At 71.9% G+C, this 16,666-nt stretch carries 14 protein-coding genes; 8 read left to right on the top strand and 6 right to left on the bottom strand.

Features of this window, described 5'->3' with window-relative positions; genetic code table 11:
• Both QI554_RS22735 and QI554_RS22730 read right to left on the bottom strand, forming a co-directional pair.
• On the bottom strand, positions 1–1,297 hold a 1,297-nt coding region (locus tag QI554_RS22735; protein ID WP_281472036.1), incomplete at its 3' end, for a hypothetical protein.
• A 427-nt stretch (positions 1,298–1,724) separates the two neighbouring features.
• The gene (locus QI554_RS22730) at positions 1,725–2,546 is read right to left on the bottom strand and encodes a hypothetical protein (RefSeq protein WP_281472035.1); all 822 of its coding nucleotides are present in this window, start codon (positions 2,544–2,546) and stop codon (positions 1,725–1,727) included.
• A gap of 503 nt (positions 2,547–3,049) precedes the next feature.
• On the opposite strand from QI554_RS22730, the gene QI554_RS22725 reads away from it, so the two are divergent.
• From QI554_RS22725 to QI554_RS22715, 3 genes are all read left to right on the top strand, one after another.
• Positions 3,050–4,264: a hypothetical protein gene (locus QI554_RS22725; RefSeq protein WP_281472034.1), complete on the top strand. Its 1,215-nt coding sequence runs from the start codon at positions 3,050–3,052 to the stop codon at positions 4,262–4,264.
• 318 nt (positions 4,265–4,582) lie between these two features.
• Positions 4,583–6,892: a WxL domain-containing protein gene (locus QI554_RS22720; protein WP_281472033.1), complete on the top strand. Its 2,310-nt coding sequence runs from the start codon at positions 4,583–4,585 to the stop codon at positions 6,890–6,892.
• 355 nt (positions 6,893–7,247) lie between these two features.
• Entirely contained in the window at positions 7,248–8,390 is a 1,143-nt protein-coding gene (locus QI554_RS22715) for a hypothetical protein (RefSeq protein ID WP_281472032.1), read from the top strand.
• Positions 8,391–8,468: 78 nt separating this feature from the next.
• Here QI554_RS22715 and QI554_RS22710 read toward each other — a convergent pair whose 3' ends face one another.
• Positions 8,469–8,981, bottom strand: coding sequence for an ATP-binding protein (locus tag QI554_RS22710; protein WP_281472031.1), 513 nt, complete (start codon positions 8,979–8,981; stop codon positions 8,469–8,471).
• 379 nt (positions 8,982–9,360) lie between these two features.
• Here QI554_RS22710 and QI554_RS22705 point away from each other — a divergent pair, with 379 nt between their 5' ends.
• Positions 9,361–9,780 (top strand): ATP-binding protein, encoded by a 420-nt coding sequence (locus QI554_RS22705; RefSeq protein ID WP_281472030.1) that lies wholly within the window; start codon positions 9,361–9,363, stop codon positions 9,778–9,780.
• A gap of 66 nt (positions 9,781–9,846) precedes the next feature.
• On the opposite strand, the gene QI554_RS22700 is transcribed toward QI554_RS22705, so the two are convergent.
• Complete coding sequence (locus QI554_RS22700; protein WP_281472029.1) at positions 9,847–10,815, bottom strand: HpcH/HpaI aldolase/citrate lyase family protein; 969 nt, start codon at positions 10,813–10,815, stop codon at positions 9,847–9,849.
• Positions 10,816–10,921: 106 nt separating this feature from the next.
• Here QI554_RS22700 and QI554_RS22695 point away from each other — a divergent pair, with 106 nt between their 5' ends.
• Complete coding sequence (locus tag QI554_RS22695) at positions 10,922–11,482, top strand: hypothetical protein (RefSeq protein WP_281472028.1); 561 nt, start codon at positions 10,922–10,924, stop codon at positions 11,480–11,482.
• Between the two features lie 11 nt (positions 11,483–11,493).
• On the opposite strand, the gene QI554_RS22690 is transcribed toward QI554_RS22695, so the two are convergent.
• Positions 11,494–12,420, bottom strand: a complete 927-nt coding sequence (locus QI554_RS22690) for a hypothetical protein (protein WP_281472027.1) — start codon at positions 12,418–12,420, stop codon at positions 11,494–11,496.
• A gap of 88 nt (positions 12,421–12,508) precedes the next feature.
• A complete protein-coding gene (locus QI554_RS22685; protein ID WP_281472026.1) occupies positions 12,509–13,357 on the bottom strand; it encodes a hypothetical protein in 849 nt (282 codons plus the stop codon).
• Positions 13,358–13,536: 179 nt separating this feature from the next.
• On the opposite strand from QI554_RS22685, the gene QI554_RS22680 reads away from it, so the two are divergent.
• Genes QI554_RS22680 through QI554_RS22670 form a run of 3 tightly spaced genes read left to right on the top strand, consistent with a single transcriptional unit; the run spans position 13,537 to position 16,622 of the window.
• Positions 13,537–14,841 (top strand): magnesium transporter MgtE N-terminal domain-containing protein, encoded by a 1,305-nt coding sequence (locus QI554_RS22680; RefSeq protein WP_281472025.1) that lies wholly within the window; start codon positions 13,537–13,539, stop codon positions 14,839–14,841.
• Positions 14,831–15,421 carry a DUF1003 domain-containing protein gene (locus QI554_RS22675; RefSeq protein WP_281472024.1) on the top strand — a complete coding sequence of 197 codons (591 nt, stop codon included), beginning with the start codon at positions 14,831–14,833 and terminating at the stop codon, positions 15,419–15,421. The genes QI554_RS22680 and QI554_RS22675 overlap by 11 nt, the downstream gene beginning before the upstream one ends.
• Positions 15,422–15,452: 31 nt before the next feature.
• Positions 15,453–16,622, top strand: coding sequence for an Mrp/NBP35 family ATP-binding protein (locus QI554_RS22670; RefSeq protein WP_281472023.1), 1,170 nt, complete (start codon positions 15,453–15,455; stop codon positions 16,620–16,622).
• Positions 16,623–16,666 lie beyond the last annotated feature (44 nt).

The following is a 16,666-nucleotide window of genomic DNA, read 5'->3' as shown; positions in this document are numbered from 1 at the left end:
AACCCAGGGTGCTGCCGCGGAAGTCGACGACGGCAACCTGGTTCAGCTTGCCGTTCATCGTCTGCGCGGTGCCGTTCAGGGTGATCTCGGAGAGGGTGATCCCCGGGGTCGTCTGGGTCATGTTCAGGACACCGGGCTTGATGTCACCGCTGGCGTTCTGGTTCAGCGTGACCTCGTTGTCCTTGATGAACAGGAAGGACTTGAGGACGACCTTGGTCTGGTCGGCGACCTCGGCCATCGCGATCCCGGTGGTGTTCGGGTCGTTGACCGTGATGGTGCCGCTGAACGAGCCGTTCGCGTCCGTCTGGACGATGGTCGGCGCGTCCGTCGACTGGCCGGCGCCCGCGACACCCGCGATCGCGACCGACGCGTTCGGGGCGAAGTTGGAGCCGGTGGCGGTCACCACGGTGCCGGCCTTGCCGCTGGCCGGCGAGATGTTGCCGGTCCGCGGCGGGATGCCCGCGACGGTGTACGCCGCAGAGGCCGACTGGCCGCTGTTCGACACCTTGACCTGGTGGGCGCCCGGCGTGGCCGAGGCCGCGAGGGTCGCCGTGCCGGTCAGCACACCGGAGCCGTCCGCCGCGACGGTGTTGGCCGAGAAGCCCGCCACGTCACAGGCGTTGCCGCCCGCGTCGCAGAGCTCGACCTTGTACGGGCCGGGCTCGGTCCACTTGGTGCCGTTCAGGTCGATCGCCTGGCCCGGCTGCTTGCCGGGAGGCGTCGCCGTGAGGGTCGGCTGCGGGACGGGGGCCTTGACCGTGAACGACGCCACGACGCCGCCACCCGCGTACGTGCACTCGGCGACCTGCTTGCCGAAGCCCGGGATATCGGTGCTGTTGGTCGATCCGGTGGGCGTGAAGTTGATGGCGCCCAGGCTCGCGCCCGCCGGAATCGTGAAGGTCGTGGTGAACGGCGCCGGGTCGATCGGCACGTCCTTCGGGATCGGCAACGTCACCTCGGGACCGGCCAGGTCCACGGTGCCGGTGGCCGCACCCGACATGGCAAGGTGCAGAGTGCTCTGCGCCTTGGCCGAGTCGAAGGCGAACGGGCTGGTGATCGGCGGCGGGCCGAGGTCCACGTTCGCGGTCACGACCGTGCCGGTCGGACCGGTGACCGGGGTCAGGTCGACCTTGATGTCCTGCGGTCCCACCTTGGTGCCGACGACCGGCACGACGCAGGTGGCGGTCGGCGTGACCGTCCCCGCGCTCGCAGCCGGCGCCACGGCCACCAGGCCCGCGGTGCCCGCGACCACCACGGCGCCAAGGCCCGCGGCGATCTTCTTACGGGATACGAACATTTGAGGTGCTACTCCCTTCCAGGGGCTGCTGCCGCCGCCGGGGGGCGGGGCAGTCGAACACCACACCGGAGTTGAGCCGGAGAGCGCACTACCATGGCCTTAGGCGCTCCGGTGCCGTCCTGGGACGGTCGCCTCGTATTTCCGTCGCACACGGCCGAGGCGGCCGTCTCGCGGTCTTCACGCCCCCGGGTTGGTAGAGGTGCGCGAGACCGACGTGCGGGTGGAACCTGTTTCAAAAACCAGGCGTGCCATTGATGCCTTTACGCGCCTCAGATGTCAAGGCTTTAGCTGCCTCGCGTTAACAGTTGCGTAATACACCATCTGGCCCGACAAGTCCGATCTTGGAATACCGGTTCCGACAAGCGCGCACGGTGCCGCCGAGCCCGCCCCTCGGGGGCTCGGCGGCACTGATATGCGCGTTTGAAAATCAGGCGGTGTTACGGGAGTTGCGCACCCTGCGGGTCGCGACGAGGACGGCGCCGATACCGAGCAGGCCGACGGTGCCGCCGACCAGGCCCATGGAGAGCGCGTCGTCGAGCGGGCCGGTCTTGGGCAGGCTGCCGGACGTGGTGCCCGACGTGCTGGTGCCGGACGTCGTCGTGCCGGACGTCGTCGTGCCGCTCGTCGTGCCGGACGTCGTCGTGCCGCTCGTCGTGCCGGACGTCGTGCCGGACGTCGTCGTGCCGCTCGTGGTGCCGGACGTCGTCGTGCCGGAGGTTCCGCCACCGGTGACCGTGATGCTCGCGACCACGCCGTTGCCGGCCGTGATGACGCACGGGGTGTCGCCGTACGAGGTCTTGGTGACCATCTTGTCGATCGTCAGGTCGATCTTGCCGGAGGCGCCTGCCGGAATGGTGAGGTCGCCCTCCCACGGCGCGAGCTTCTGCGGCGTGTCCTTCTTGACCTCGATCTCCTGCTCGGGACCGGTCACCGTGGCGGTGCCGCCCGTCGACAGCTTGAAGGTCGCCGAAGGCGTCACCTTGGTCTTGCCGACGTCCAGCGGCGACTTGATAGGCGCCTCGCCGGTGGTCATCTTCACCTTGACCTTGGCGCCCGCGGCGGCGCTGGCCGGGTTGACGTCCACCTGGATGGACTGCGGGCCGTGCTGCTCGCCGACGACCGGGACCGTGCAGCTGACGGTCGGGTTGATCGTGCCTGCGGACGCCTGCGGCGCAAAGGCCAGCACCGCGCCGGTCGCGAGCGCCGCGGCGCCTATACCGCCGGAAAGGGACTTGAGAGCCCTGGCCATGGAGTGGTTCTCCCTTCGGGGACTTGCCTGTCGTATCGACGGCCGAGAACGGACTCGACGGCCCGTACGAACGCACAGGCCCTGGGCACGCTGACCTGGGCTTCAGTCGCTCGAAGACCCCGTCTGCACCGCACCCCGAGAGACATCAAGACTGTGCCAGTCATTGATGGCATGTCAGATCCTGGGGTGACGGTACGACAAGAGGCATCAGCGAACAACAGTCATCGACAGAAAAAACGCCGGTGTCGGGAAACGGTTCGGCATCGCCCGCAAGCAGGGAAATCGCCGTATCGACAAGACGCTTGACATGGAATCGGCCAACTGGAGCGGATCGACACGTGTCACCAAATCCGCGCCCGCCGCGGCCACCGCCGGTTGTGGCGCGACACCTTGACACGCCGTCAGTCAAGCCGGGTGAATTGCTGTTCAACCGGCGGTCAGTAGTGCGGCCGGTCGGGGGGCAAGGCGAACGGCACGGCACCGCGGAAAGGAAGCGCTGCACCATGGAACGACGGCGCACCGGGCTCCTCACGGCCCTCGGAATCCTCGCGGCCGTCGCGGGGGCCGGGATCGCGGCACCGGAGCCGGCCCGCGCCGCGGCCGTCACCGACACGGTCCGCTGCGTCACGTGGCCCGCGCACGGCGGCGACTTCGACTGGCAGCCGCAGATCGAGCTGAGCGTCGCGCCGCAGAAGGCGGCGTACGCGATCGGTGACGAGGTCACCGTGACGTGGCACTGGAAGACCCCGCCGCGCAACCCCTCTTCATGGCTCGTGGTCGCCGCGGACACCGCGACGCCGAGCGGCGTGGTAAAGACGACCGGCGCGCAGACCGGCGACATCGCGATGACCGGTCCGCGCAAGAACCCGACGTCGTGGGGCGGTCAGCCGCTGGCGGCGTCCGACATGACCGGGAAGTTCAAGGTGACCGCGGCCGGTCGCATCGACCTCTCCCCCGGCGTCTACGCCTTCACCACATGGCAGGCCGTCGGTCCGTCGACGTGCACGCCCACGGGAACACCCGCCGTGGCCACCAGCATCCAGTCCGGCACCACGCCGACCCCCGGCGGCGGCGGTACGCCCACGCCCGGCGGCACCGGCAGCCCGACCCCCGGAGGCACCGCGTCCCCCGGCGGCACGCCCGCGCCGGGCACGCCCGGGGCCACCGCAACGCCGGGCGCGACGCCGTCGGGCGCCGCCCCGAGCACGTCGGTCTCCCCGGGCGGCACGGGACCGGGCGCGGGTGCGGGCGCCGGCGTTCCCGGCGGCGACGCGGCACCCGCCGCGCAGCAAGGCCCGCCGCCCGGTTCGCTGTTCATCCAGCCCCGCACGTCGGCCGACACCTCGGCGCCGGCGGACGGCACGGGCCCGCTGACCGGCAGCCTCGCCCCGTTCTCCGTGGTCGACCAGCGCGGCAGCACGCTCGGCTGGTCGCTCACCGGCCAGGTCGGCACCGTCACCGGCCCGAACGGCAGCGCGCTGCCCGGCGACCGCATCACACTGATGCCACGCTGCGGCGCGACCGCGAAGTCGCCGAGTGCCGTGCAGAGCGGCAGCGTCGGCCCTGCCGCGCTCGACCCGGGCCTGCTGTGCCAGCAGGGCGCGAGCACCGGCGCGGTGACCGGCGGCGAGTTCCAGGTGGACGTGGGCCTGGTGCTCGACGCGCCGCGCCAGGGCGTCGAACCGTACGCCGTGACCGTCACGTTGAGCCTGACCTGAGCCGGACCTGAGCCAAGCCTGAGCGGGGTCCGGAGGGTAAAGGACGGTTGGAACGTCCGTGCCGCCCTTGACTTCCGGGCCCCGGCACCGCTGAATTAGCGGAGCTCATTTCTGTAACACGTTTCACTGCGGGTGCGGATCCGGTGTGTGGGGCACCGGACCACTCGGCCGCGGCCTTCCCCTGACACCGCGTCGCCCGTGCCGCCCGCAGCCTTCTTCCGCACACCCCGGGACGGGCCGTCTTCCTGTCCCGAGGAGGGAACTCTCTCGATGCGCAAACCCGCGAGGACCCTGGCATCGGTCCTGGGGACCGCTGTCATGACCGTCGGGGCCGTCGTCGCGCTGGGGTCACCTGCCGCGCATGCCGCGACCGTCGCGTACAACGTGCACTGCACGCCGCCGAGCGTCGGCGGCGGCCCGTTCGACTTCAACGCCCAGGTCGACCTGAGCGTCAGCCCGGTCAAGCCGAAGTACGCGGTCGGCGACCAGGTCACCGTCACCTGGACGTGGAAGGCCGCCGCGAACAACCCGTCCGGTGTGACCGTCAACGCCGACTCCGTCCAGCCGTTCGGCACCGTCAACGTCTCCGGCGCGCAGGGCGGCACGGTCGCGGTGTCCGGACCGCAGAAGAACGCGTCGACGCCGAGCGGCCAGCCGCTGTGGCTGTCGAACATGACCGGCACGTTCACCGTCAGCAAGCCCGGCACCATCAGCCTGTCGCCGGGCAGCTACAAGAACGTCGCGCACCAGGTGGGTACGTGGGAGACCCCCTGCAACGCGACCGGCACCCCCGGGGTGTCCACCACGCTCGACGTCGACGGCTCCATCCAGCCCGCGACGCTCGGCGTGAGCCGCTCCGCGATCCGCCCGGGCAGCGCGCCCGTGCTGCTCACCGGGGCGAACTGGCCTGCCGGCGGCGCCGCGCCGCTCGTCGAGCTGTGCGCGGCGGACGGCACCGCGTGCGGCACCTCGAAGGTGGCCGCGAGCGGTGTGGCGGTCGACGCCAACGGCAACCTGACCGGCCGTGCCGGGGTGCTCAACACCACCGGTGAGGGCGACTACAAGCTGCGCGTCACCTCCGGCGCGACGTCGGTGTCCGTCCCGCTGAAGGTGCGCAACGACGCACCCGCGTGGGCCGAGCCGGTCGCGTACTCGGTCAACTGCAAGCAGGTGACGAACAACGCGAACTACGGCTGGACGCCGAAGGTCGTGCTGGAGCTGAGCCCGGAGAAGCCGTACTACAGCATCGGCGACCAGGTCACCGTCACGTGGCGGTGGAAGGACTACCCGCGCAATCCGCAGATGCCGGGCGTCATCCTGCTCGCCGACACCGTCACGCCGTCCGGCGTGGTGACCCTGACCGGCGCGCAGACCGGCACGGTCGTCGTCAACGGTCCGAAGAAGAACCCGGGCGCGGGCGCGCCGCCGGCCGTCGTCCAGGCGTCCGACATGACCGGCACCTTCCCGGTCACCGCGAACGGCCCGATCAGCGTGAGCCCGGGCGACTACTCGCTCAAGCTCATCGCACAGACCTCGACGTGCACCGCGTCCGGCACGCCGGGCGTCTCGTCGACCGCGCAGGTCGGCATCCCGGCGCCGCCCGCGCCGACGCTGACCGCCACCCCGGCGGCCGTGAAGGCGGGCGACGCGGTGACCGCCGGCGGCATCAACTGGCCCGTGGGCGCGGACACTCCGCGTCCCGCGCTGTGCGCCGCCGACGGTTCGGCGTGCGACGAGGCGGCGTTCTCCGCCAACACCCTGACGGTGGCCGCGGACGGCAAGCTGTCGGGCACCGCGACGCTCAAGCCCACGGCGCCGCAGGGCGCACGGCTGTTCAAGGTGTCCGTCGGCACGGCGTCGGCGACCGCGCCGCTCGAGGTACAGCCGCCCGCCGCGAACAACCGCGCGGTGACGCTGACCCCGAACCACGGGCCGCTGGGCACCGTGGTGACGGTGAAGGGCACCGGCTACGCGCCGAACGTCGACATCTCGGTGGCGGGCGTCGACAAGGACCTCAACCCGACCTTCGACCTGGCGTTCCTCAAGTCGGGGCCGGACGGCACCTTCACCGCCCAGCTCACCGTGACCAAGGCGCAGACCGACCAGATCGCGGCGGCAGAGGGCACCGACATGAACAAGGCGGCGGCCGCCAAGTTCACCGTCGAGACCGGCGGCGACACCGGCGGCCCGGTCAACCCGGGTCCGCTGGCCATGACGCAGGCCAGCCCGGGCATCACGCTGTCGCCGATCACGCTCAACGGCACCGCCCAGACCATGACCGGCAAGCTCAACACCGTGACGGTGCAGGACTTCCGGGGCAGCCAGCTGGGCTGGTCGCTGACCGCCAAGGTCACGCCGTTCACGTCGCCGACCAACGGCGCGATCCCGAGCACCGGGCTGCGCTGGACGCCGAAGTGCACGGTGACCGACCCGGATTCGCCGAGCGCGGTGAGCACCGGCTCGGCCGGCCCGGTGAACGGCGCGCTGCTGTGCAGCACGTCGGCGGTGAGCGGACCGGGGCAGGTGACCGGCGGCAAGTTCGCGGCGGACGCCGACCTGGCGCTGTCGGTGCCGAAGTACCAGATGGCGGGTCAGTACACCGCGACGGTGACGCTGACGCTGGTGTGATCCCGGCCTGACCCGGCCCGTGCCGGGAGGCCTCACGAGGGTGCGGAGCCCGTCCTTTGCGGACGGGATCCGCACCCTCCGTGTTTTTGCAAATGCCCCGCGGAATTGGTCCGGCGCGCCGAGCCGCCTTAAGTCGACACGTGTCACCGCAGGTCAGCGCCTTGCACACCCCCCGATCCGCGTGTTACCCGCAGTAATTCGACTCTTGACTTCCCTGGAAATACACGGCTCAATGTCCCAGCCCCACTTCTGTAACACGTTTCAGTCGTGCGGCCGGACGGCTCCCGAACAGGGGTCGGGAGCCCCCGGCCGTACCCCCGGATTTCCTGCTCCTCCAGAAGGGAGCTCCACCCCCATGACCTCACTCGGCAGGCGGCTCGCAGCCGGCCTGGGCGCCGGGGCGATCGTGGCGAGCGGCCTGCTGGCCGTCGCACCCGCGGCGTCCGCGGGCACGGTCACGCCGACCGTCGACTGCTTCGTCGAAGCGCTCAACAAACACTTCGTCGGACCGCAGTCCATCGACGTGACGATGTCGCCGAAGCCGGCCGATCCCGGCGGCTCGGTCACCGCGTCGGTGACGCTCGGCGCGAGCCCCGCGACCAGCCCGGTCGCGCTCAGCGGCGTGCAGGTGACGCCGACCATCGAGTTCACGCTCGGCGGCGGCGCGTCCGGCACGGTCTCCGTGACCGGCGCGACCACCACGATGGACGTCGCGCAGAACGCGCCCATCACGCCTCCGCCGTACACCGGCTCCGTGACGATCCCCGCGACCGCCTCGGGCGACGTGACCTTCACGCCGACCAAGCTGGTCACCAAGGTCTTCATCCCGGCGTACAACCTCACGCAGATCACGCCGTGCGACATCACGTCCGGCGGCGGCGCGGTCGAGACCGTCCCGGTCAAGACCCCGCAGCCCGAGGTCCCGACGCTCAGCGCCGACCCCGGCACCGTCGAGCCCGGCACCGCGACCACCCTCGCGGGCCTCAACTGGACGCCGAACGCCCCGGCCACCGCCGCGCTCTGCGACGCGGCCGGCGCGAACTGCAACGCGGCCGGCATCTCCGCCAACACCCTGGCGGTCGGCGCCGACGGCAAGCTGGGCGGGACGGCCACCGTCGCGGCCGGCACCGCGGACGGCTCCTACACCGTGCAGGTGAGCCAGGGCGCGAAGACCGCCACGGCGCCGATCGCGGTGAAGAAGAAGGAAATCCCGGTCCCGCAGCGGAAGATCACGCTGAGCAAGACCGACATCCGGCCGTGGACCTTCGTCAAGGTCACCGGTGAGAACTTCACCCCGAACACGCTGATCGCCATCATCGGCGTCAACGGCACCACCCCGGTCGCGAACTTCTCGGCGGCGTGGGCGGGTTCGGACGGCAAGTTCACCACCTGGATCCTGGTCACCAGCACCAAGGTGAACACGATCACCGCCGCGGAGATCGACTGGACCTTCAAGTTCGACAAGGTCGCTCTCGCGCCGATCGCCGTCCACTGGTGATCGTCCCGGCGAACACCCCTGCCGCAGCGCTGAACTGACGCCCCGCCAAGGGAGCGCCGGAACACACCGCGGCGACCGCTACACCCCGGAGCCCGGCCGCCCGTCGTCCTCGACGGCGCGGTCGGGCTCCGCCAGTTCCGCCCACACCGTCTTGCCGTGCCGCCCGTGCCCGTGCGGCCGCACGCCCCACTCGCGCGCCAGGCGGCGCACGATGTGCAGGCCGTGCCCGCCGGCCCGCGGACCGTCGAACGGACTGCGCGGCTCGGGCCGCGCGTCGCTGCGGTCGTCGACCTCGATGCGCACCGTGCCGTCCTCGCGCACCATGCGCAGTTCGACCGGGCCGCCGCCGTGCAGGCAGGCGTTGGTGACCAGTTCGACGGCCACCAGCAGGATGTCGTCCGCCGCGGGTGCACTCGTGCGGCCGTCCGACGGCAGCCACCCGTACGCCCGCATCGACGTACGCAGGAAGGTCCGCGACCGGGCCACCGCGCCGGACGCCGACGTGAACGGAAGCCGCCGCACCTGCCGTCCCATCGGCCCGGGGTCGCGCGCGTCGCCGCTCCCCGTGGCACGCGACCGCATGGCGCTCATTGACCGCTTCCACCTCGCTCGGGCTGGTTCGCAGAGTGGATAGTGCCCGTTCCGCGGCGTCGGACACCCCCGGACCCGGTCGGATCTACCCGCGCAGAACGGCACCGGGCCAGACACCGCAGGTCAGCGCGGGAACCGGAGCCCGGGAACGCATTGCGGCGTGATCTCCGCGCGCGCCATGCTAGGGGCTTGTCCGGTGGATGGTGGGCCACTTCGGACCGATGCGTGGTGCGCGGACGGGCTTTTCCCTCGCCCGCTCCGCCGCGCGGCGCACGGCACCGAGCCGCTGTGCGCCTCGGCCGTCGCCGCCGGATGTCCGCGCGGTGCCGTCCGGTGCCGCACGGGCAGCCCGCCCGTCCGCACGTCGCGCGAGGACCCTATGACAACTGTCGACCAGCGGGCCCGCCACCGAACCGCCCACCTCAACGCGGCCCCGGCCTCGATCCCCCACGCCCGCCGGCTGCTCGCCGAAGCGCTCGCCGACTGGGGCGTGCCGCCCGGCACGGACCTCGCGTACGACCTGCGGCTGATCGTCTCCGAACTGGCCGCGAACTCGGTACGCAACGCCGACCGGCTCTCCCCTTCCTTCACCCTCACGATGGTGCTCGGCGACGGCCACATCGGCGTCGGCGTGCACGACGCCGACCCGCGCCCGCCCGCCACCGCACGCGACGCGCTCGGCGCACTGGGCGTGGTCACCGAGGTGGTCCACGACGCGGACGGCATCACCGACGTGCAGTCCACCGAGGACGGCGGCAAGACCATGTGGGTCGTGCTGCCGCTCGGCGACCGGCGCTGACCCGGAACGGACGCGGCCCCGCACTCCCGGCACGGATGCGGGGCCGCCTCGTCGTGCGACCGGGGCTCAGCCCTGCGGCGGCTCGAACTTGGTCGTGCGCTCCATGCCCGCGGCGCGGCCCTTGGCGGAGATGACCAGCGCCATCTTGCGGGACGCCTCGTCGATCATCTCGTCGCCGAGCATCGCGGCGCCCTTCTTGCCGCCGGCCTCCGACGTGCACCAGTCGTAGGCGTCGAGGATCATCTCGGCGTGGTCGTAGTCGGACTGCGACGGCGCGTACACCTCGTTCGCGGCGTCGATCTGGCCCGGGTGCAGGACCCACTTGCCGTCGTAGCCGAGCGCGGCCGAGCGGCCGGCCACGCGGCGGAACCCGTCGGTGTCCTTGATCTGCAGGTACGGGCCGTCGATCGCCTGCAGGTCGTGCATGCGCGCGGCCATGAGGATCCGCATGAGGATGTAGTGGTAGGCGTCGCCCGTGTCGTAGCCGGGCGGCTGCTCGCCGACGACCAGCGACTTCATGTTGATCGACGCCATGAAGTCCGCCGGGCCGAAGATGATCGTCTCGATGCGGTCCGACGCGGCCGCGATCTCGTCGACGTTGACCAGGCCGCGGGCGTTCTCGATCTGCGCCTCGATGCCGATCCGCCCGACCTCCAGGCCGACCGTCTTCTCGATCTGTGTGAGCAGCAGGTCGAGCGCCTTGATCTGCGACGCGTCCTGCACCTTGGGCAGCATGATGCAGTCCAGGTTGGCGCCCGCGCCCTCGACGACCGTGACCACGTCGCGGTACGTCCAGTGGGTCGTCCAGTCGTTGACCCGCACGGTGCGGATCCGGTTGCCCCAGTCCCCGTTGTTCAGCGCGTCGACGATGGTGTGCCGCGCGCCCTCCTTCGCCAGCGGCGCACAGGCGTCCTCGAGGTCGAGGAAGACCTGGTCGACGGGAAGGCCCTGGGCCTTCTCGATGAAGCGCGGGTTGCTGCCCGGAACTGCCATACACGAACGGCGGGAACGCAGGCTTCGCGATGTGGCGGCCATAAGAAGGTCCTCCCATTGCATGCGGATCGTGCGGTCAGGTTACTGGCAGGTCACCAGCGGGGCTATGTGGGGTACACCGCGTCCGGTACGTGAGACCCTGGCGTCCATGAGCGAGCTGCCCGGGGGTCCCGCGCCCACCGCCGACGCGCTGTTCGACGCCGCGCTGGCCGAAGAGGCCGCGAAGAAGTCCGGCCTGCTGTGGGTCACGCCGCAGGGCGCGGCCGCGGTGCCGAGGCCGGTGTGGCACGTGTGGCACGACGGTGCCGTGCACATCCTGGTGGCGACCGCCGCGGGCGGCCTGGAGCAGTACGTGCCGGGGCTGGTCGAGGCGTCGCGCGCCGAGGTGACGGTCCGCAGCAAGGACAAGGGCGGCCGGCTGGTCGTGTGGGCCGCCGCCGTGGTCGTGCTGGCCGCCGACGCGCCCGGGTGGCCGGACGCCGCCGCCGCGCTGCACGGCGAGCGCCTCAACGCGCACGACGGGGAGCACGCGCCCGAGCGTTGGGCCCGCGACTGCGTCATCGTGCGCCTCGGTCCCCCCGAGGCCATAACGCACGGCCCGAACCTCCCCGACGGCGGCCACGCGGCAACGCCGCCGCCCACTCCGGCGACGACGCGCGGGCCGCTGCCGAGGAACTTCTCGCTCGGGCGCCGGCTGCGCGGGCGCTGACGCCCGCCTCGTCAGCCGGAGGTCGGAAGGCCCGTGGCGCCGCTGCTGGTGCCGCGCGTCGTGCTCGGGGCCGTGGTGCGGGACGAGCCGCTCCCGCTCGACGTGGGCGTCTTGCCGCCCGTGCCGCCGCCGCTCGTGGGCTTCTTCGTCGACGTCGCCGTGCGGGGCGGGCCGGACGAGAGGTCCTTGTCGACGACCTGGTCGGGGTCCGGCGCGCTGATCACGCTGCGCTCGTTGTAGCCGAGGAAGTCGATCGCGCCGCGCGTCTTCGCGTTCTGCGCCGACTCGAGGCGCATCAGGTACGGCGCGCCCTCGGTCGCGACCCAGATGGTGCCGCCGCCCGTGTGGTCCACCAGCGCGATCGCCGGGCGCCCGTTGACCTCGCGGGTGTCGCCCTTCTCCAGGGCGCCGGGCTTGCCGAGCAGCTTGGCGACGAGGCGCTCGACGTACGTGTTCTCCACCAGGCCGGTGAACCGCTTGTCGCCGACCGGGACCTGCACGTACTTGCCGCGGTTCGCCTCCTCGGCCTGCGCGCTGCCGACCTGCGTCCAGAACCGGTCGTCGCCCTTGAGCCACACCTGGTTCTGCACGCGCGTGACCTGCGCGGTCACCTTGTCCTGGACGATCGTGCCGTCGCTGCCGGCGTTGGTGAACCGCATGTCGACGCTGAACGGCGTGCCCGCGCCGTGGTCCGCGATCTGCCCCTTGACGTGCACGAACGCGGCCGCCGCCGTGGCCGCCTGGGCGCGCTGCAGGATCGCCGCCGGGTCGAGGCCGCCGACCTGGTTGCCGAGCGGGAGACCGACCGACGGCTCGTCGCTGGGGTCGGTGAAGGACCGGTGCGCGGGCTTGCCCACGCTGCAGCCGGCCGCCAGTGCCACGGCCAGCAGCGCCGCCGTCACGAGTCCGGTACGCCGCCGGGCGCTTCCTCGAATCACCGCCGGGTGTGTCCTTACCGTGTGAGGTTCTGTGAAGCCGGGAGCCACCGTATCCCGCTGCGACCGGGCGATACAGCGCGGTGACCGGTCAGCGCGGTGTGCCGGTCGACTTGCCCGTCGGCTTCGCGGTCGGCGAGGCGGACGGCTTGGCGGTGCCGGTCGGCGCGCCGGACGTGCCGGGCTGCGGGTTGTCCGCGCCCGCGTCGGTGCCCGGGGCCTGCGTCGGGTTGCCGTTGAGCGACCCGTAGTCGATCACCCGGTCGCCGGTCGGGACCTCGACGGGGAAGTCCGCGTTGTACTCGTAAAGGTCGAGCCGCCCGGCGTTGGGTCCCGGGCTGTAGCGCATCGGGAAGGGCTGCTGGCCGAGCGACACGTAGACCTCGCCGCCGCGTCCCGAGTTGGCGACCAGGACCAGCGTCTCGCTGCCGCGGACGTTCTTGCGGCCGTCCTTCTTGACCTTGCCGGTCAGCTGGAAGAGGTCGTCCAGCAGCGGGTGCAGCTGCGTGAACCCGGACAGCCGGGCGAACGACGGGTCGTCCGGCGGCACCTTGACGAACTTGTCGCGCAGGACCTGCGCGGCGGCCCCCGCGTCCGGGTCGACCCGGCCGTCGCGGGGCTGGTAGAGCGCCTCGTCGCCGCGCACGAACAGGTCGGGGCCGACGCGCAGCAGCTCGATGGTCGTTCCGGACGTCTTGATGGTGCCGACCGCGCCGTCCGTCTTGACCCGTATGTCGATCTGGTACTCGACGCGCTGCGTTATCCAGGTGCCGGTCACGTGCACCGAGGTGGCGGCCTTGGCGGCATCGCGGGACTTGGTCAGGATCGAGTCGGTCGGCTCGGCCGACAGCCCGGTGGGGTCGTCGCCCGACGAGCAGCCGGCCACGAAGGCCCACACCAGCAGGAGCGCGACGAGCGGGGCGCGCAGACGACGACGCAACGGATCCCCTCGGGTTCGGGAAGGGGCGAGCGCGGGGCGCTCTCGAATACGGGCGGTGGGGGGCGACACGTGGGTGGGCGGGCGGGTCACGGGCAGCGTACAAGGCCGTCCCTCACCCGATCATGGACGGCGCCCGGCCGGTACTGTGCTGTCGAGTCGACGCGTCGAGAGGAGCGGACATGAACGGCACGCCGGGCCGCGTGTTCATCTCGCATCTGTCCGGCGCCGCGGTGTTCGACCCGGGCGGCGACCAGGTGGGGCGGCTGCGCGACGTCGTGGTGGCGCTGCGCTCGGCCGGCCAGCCGCCGCGCGTGCTCGGCCTCGTCGTCGAGGTCGCGACGCGGCGCCGCATCTTCGTGCCGATGACCCGCGTGACGAGTGTCGAGACCGGCGAGGTCATCACGACCGGCCTGGTGAACATGCGCCGCTTCGAGCAGCGGCCGACCGAGACGCTGGTGCTCGCCGAGATGCTCGACCGGCGCGTCTCGCTCGGCGAGACCGGCGACCAGGTCACCGTGCTCGACGTCGCGATGAGCGCGGGGCGCGGGCGGGACTGGAACGTCAGCAAGCTGTTCGTGCAGAAGTCCGGCGGCGGCTCCGCGCTGCGCCGGCGCCGCGGCGAGACGCTGACCGTCGACTGGAACGCGGTCACCGGGTTCGAGCGCCCCGAGGACCAGCAGGGCGCCGCGAACCTGCTCGCGACGTTCGAGCAGCTGCGCGCCGCCGACCTCGCGAACGTGCTGCACAACCTGTCGTCCAAGCGCCGCGTCGAGGTGGCCGCCGCACTCGACGACGACCGGCTCGCGGACGTCCTCGAGGAGCTGCCCGAGGACGACCAGGTCGAGATCCTCGGCCAGTTGCGCGAGGAGCGCGCCGCCGACGTCCTGGAGGCGATGGACCCGGACGACGCCGCCGACCTCATCAACGAGCTGCCCGAGGCCACCGCGGAGCGGCTGCTCGACCTCATGGAGCCCGACGAGGCCGAGGACGTCCGCCGCCTGCTCACCTACTCGGACGACACCGCCGGCGGCATGATGACCACCGAGCCGATCGTCCTCGAGCCCGACGCGACCATCGCCGAGGCGCTCGCGCTGGTCCGCAACCCCGACCTGTCGCCCGCGCTCGCCAGCCAGGTGTACGTGTGCCGGCCGCCGACCGAGACGCCGACCGGCAAGTACCTGGGCACCGTGCACTTCCAGCGGCTGCTCCGCGACCCGCCGTTCACGCTCGTCGGCGCCGTCGTCGACACCGACCTGCGGCCGCTGCGCCCGGACACCCCGCTGGCCGAGGTGACGAGCTTCCTCGCCGCGTACAACATGGTCGCCGCGCCCGTCGTGGACGAGGACGACCACCTGCTCGGCGCGGTGACCGTCGACGACGTCCTCGACCACCTGCTGCCGACCGACTGGCGCGAGGGCGCCGCGCACGGCGAGCCGTACCGCGTGGACACCGCTCAGGTGAGGAGCCGCCTGCATGGCGCGTGAGGAGCGGGGCACCGCCACCGACGAGCGGCGCCGTCGGCCGCGGCTCGACCAGCCGAGGCTGCCGAGGCGGCGGTTCAGCCCGTTCGCGAACTACGACCCGGAGTCGTTCGGCCGGTTCTCCGAGCGGATCGCGCGGTTCCTCGGCACCGGCCGGTTCCTGGTCTACATGACCGGCACCATCATCCTGTGGGTGCTGTGGAACATCGTGGCGCCCGGCGACTGGAAGTTCGACGAGTACCCGTTCATCTTCCTGACCCTCGCGCTGTCGCTGCAGGCCTCCTACGCGGCGCCGCTGATCCTGCTGGCGCAGAACCGGCAGGACGACCGCGACCGCGTCAACCTCGAGCAGGACCGGGCGCGCAACGAGCGGAACATCGCCGACACCGAGTACCTGACCCGCGAGATCGCCGCGCTCCGCATCGCGCTCGGCGAGGTCGCGACGCGCGACTTCGTGCGCTCCGAGCTGCAGTCGATGATCAAGGAGCTGGACGAGCGGCGCGAGGCCGACGCGTGGCTCGCGTCACAGAGCGACCTCCCCGGCCCCGACGGGGGCCCGGGGATCGAGGCGCCCCGGCGCTGAGGCCCTTCCGCGGGGACGTAAGCTCACTGGTATGGCAACCCTCGAATCCGACGGTCCGCGGACCGCGGTCTCGGAAGACGCCGTGCGGGACGCCCTCGCGACCGTCGACGACCCCGAGATCAACAAGCCGATCACCGAGCTCGGCATGGTCAAGTCCGTCGACATCGCCCCCGACGGGCGGGTCAAGGTCGCGGTCTACCTGACCGTCGCGGGCTGCCCCATGCGCGACACCATCACCACCCGGGTGTCCTCCGCGGTCGCCGGCGTCGCCGGCGTGACCGCGGTCGACGTCGAACTCGACGTGATGAGCGACACGCAGCGCAAGGAGCTGGCGAGCCACCTGCGCGGCGGCCAGGCCGAGCGCGAGGTGCCGTTCGCCCAGCCCGGGTCGCTGACCCGCGTGTACGCCGTGGCCTCCGGCAAGGGCGGCGTCGGCAAGTCGTCGGTGACCGTGAACCTGGCGGCGGCGCTCGCCGCCCAGGGCCTCAAGGTCGGCGTCGTGGACGCGGACATCTACGGCCACTCGGTGCCGCGCATGCTCGGCGTCGACGGGCGGCCCACCCAGGTCGAGAACATGATCATGCCGCCCTCCGCGCAGGGCGTGAAGGTCATCTCCATCGGCATGTTCACGCCCGGCAACGCGCCCGTCGTGTGGCGCGGGCCGATGCTGCACCGCGCGCTCCAGCAGTTCCTCGCCGACGTGTTCTGGGGCGACCTCGACGTCCTGCTGATGGACCTGCCGCCGGGCACCGGCGACATCGCCATCTCCGTCGCGCAGCTGGTGCCGAACGCCGAGATCCTCGTCGTCACGACGCCGCAGCAGGCCGCGGCCGAGGTCGCCGAGCGCGCGGGCACCATCGCGGTCGAGACCCGGCAGACCATCGCGGGCGTCATCGAGAACATGTCCGGGCTCCCGTGCCCGCACTGCGACGACCACATCCTCGACGTCTTCGGCAGCGGCGGCGGCCAGCGGGTCGCCGACGGCCTGTCGCAGGCCACCGGCACCAAGGTGCCGCTGCTCGGCCAGATCCCGATCGACACCCGGCTGCGCGAAGGCGGCGACACCGGAACCCCGGTCGTCCTCGACGCGCCGGACTCGGCGGCGGCGGTCGCGCTGCGCGGCATCGCGGCGAAGCTGGGGAACCGGTCGCGCGGGCTCAGCGGCATGCAGCTGGGGCTGACGCCCAAGCGCAAGTTCTGACCGGGGGCGTCCCGGCTCTCTGTCGGGACGCGAGCCGGAACGTG

The sequence above is a fragment of the Yinghuangia seranimata genome (assembly GCF_029953285.1).
GTDB lineage: Bacteria > Actinomycetota > Actinomycetes > Streptomycetales > Streptomycetaceae > Yinghuangia > Yinghuangia seranimata.
The sequence above is the reverse complement of the archived record's forward strand: the minus strand, read 5'-3'. Positions and strand labels throughout refer to the sequence as shown.

What these genes read in the sequence shown, in the direction of transcription:
- QI554_RS22670 (WP_281472023.1), top strand. Translation starts at nt 15,453, where the DNA reads ATGGCAACCCTCGAATCCGACGGTCCGCGGACCGCGGTCTCGGAAGAC.
- QI554_RS22720 (WP_281472033.1), top strand. Translation starts at nt 4,583, where the DNA reads ATGACCGTCGGGGCCGTCGTCGCGCTGGGGTCACCTGCCGCGCATGCC.
- QI554_RS22675 (WP_281472024.1), top strand. Translation starts at nt 14,831, where the DNA reads ATGGCGCGTGAGGAGCGGGGCACCGCCACCGACGAGCGGCGCCGTCGG.
- QI554_RS22680 (WP_281472025.1), top strand. Translation starts at nt 13,537, where the DNA reads ATGAACGGCACGCCGGGCCGCGTGTTCATCTCGCATCTGTCCGGCGCC.
- QI554_RS22705 (WP_281472030.1), top strand. Translation starts at nt 9,361, where the DNA reads ATGACAACTGTCGACCAGCGGGCCCGCCACCGAACCGCCCACCTCAAC.
- QI554_RS22725 (WP_281472034.1), top strand. Translation starts at nt 3,050, where the DNA reads ATGGAACGACGGCGCACCGGGCTCCTCACGGCCCTCGGAATCCTCGCG.
- QI554_RS22715 (WP_281472032.1), top strand. Translation starts at nt 7,248, where the DNA reads ATGACCTCACTCGGCAGGCGGCTCGCAGCCGGCCTGGGCGCCGGGGCG.
- QI554_RS22695 (WP_281472028.1), top strand. Translation starts at nt 10,922, where the DNA reads ATGAGCGAGCTGCCCGGGGGTCCCGCGCCCACCGCCGACGCGCTGTTC.
- QI554_RS22710 (WP_281472031.1), bottom strand. Translation starts at nt 8,981, where the DNA reads ATGAGCGCCATGCGGTCGCGTGCCACGGGGAGCGGCGACGCGCGCGAC.
- QI554_RS22700 (WP_281472029.1), bottom strand. Translation starts at nt 10,815, where the DNA reads ATGGCCGCCACATCGCGAAGCCTGCGTTCCCGCCGTTCGTGTATGGCA.
- QI554_RS22730 (WP_281472035.1), bottom strand. Translation starts at nt 2,546, where the DNA reads ATGGCCAGGGCTCTCAAGTCCCTTTCCGGCGGTATAGGCGCCGCGGCG.